The 551-nt window shown below is 71.3% G+C and carries 1 protein-coding gene; it reads left to right on the top strand.

What is annotated here, in order from left to right:
• Positions 1–2: 2 nt before the first annotated feature.
• A partial coding sequence (locus HUK84_RS22425) for an ABC transporter permease (RefSeq protein WP_374729415.1) occupies positions 3–551 on the top strand: 549 nt, incomplete at its 3' end.

Here is a 551-nt window from a genome sequence, read left to right on the forward strand (position 1 = left end):
CCGTGCTCGCCGGCGGCGTGCTCGCCCTCGCGGCGCTGGGCGAGGTCCTGGCCGAACGGGTCGGCGTCACCAATCTCGGCGTCGAAGGACTGATGTCCATGGGCGCCGTGGTCGCCATCATCACCGTGGTCGCCACGCCCCACCCCTGGCTCGGCCTGCTGGCCGCGACACTGACGGGTGCCGCCGGCGGCATGATCTTCGCCTTCGCCACCGTCATCGTCCGCGCCAACCAGGTCCTGTGCGGCCTCGCGGTCACCTTCCTCGGGCTCGGCCTCTCCGCCACGATCGGCCATGACTACGCCGGCATTCCCTCGCCCGTGACCTTCGGCCGCGCGCCCATCCCCCTCCTGTCGGCCATTCCGGTCGTCGGCCCGGCCTTCTTCGGCCAGAACGTCCTCGTCTATCTCATCTACCTGCTGCTGCCGGCGGCCGCGACCCAACTTCTCTTCCACACGCGCCACGGCCTCAATCTGCGCGCCGTCGGCGAAAACCCCGCCGCCGCCGACGCCGCCGGCATCCCGGTCGCGTCCATCCGCTTCTGGTACGTCACC

Origin of the sequence: Nguyenibacter vanlangensis (genome assembly GCF_013376155.1) — a bacterium.
Classification (GTDB): Bacteria; Pseudomonadota; Alphaproteobacteria; order Acetobacterales; family Acetobacteraceae; genus Gluconacetobacter; species Gluconacetobacter vanlangensis.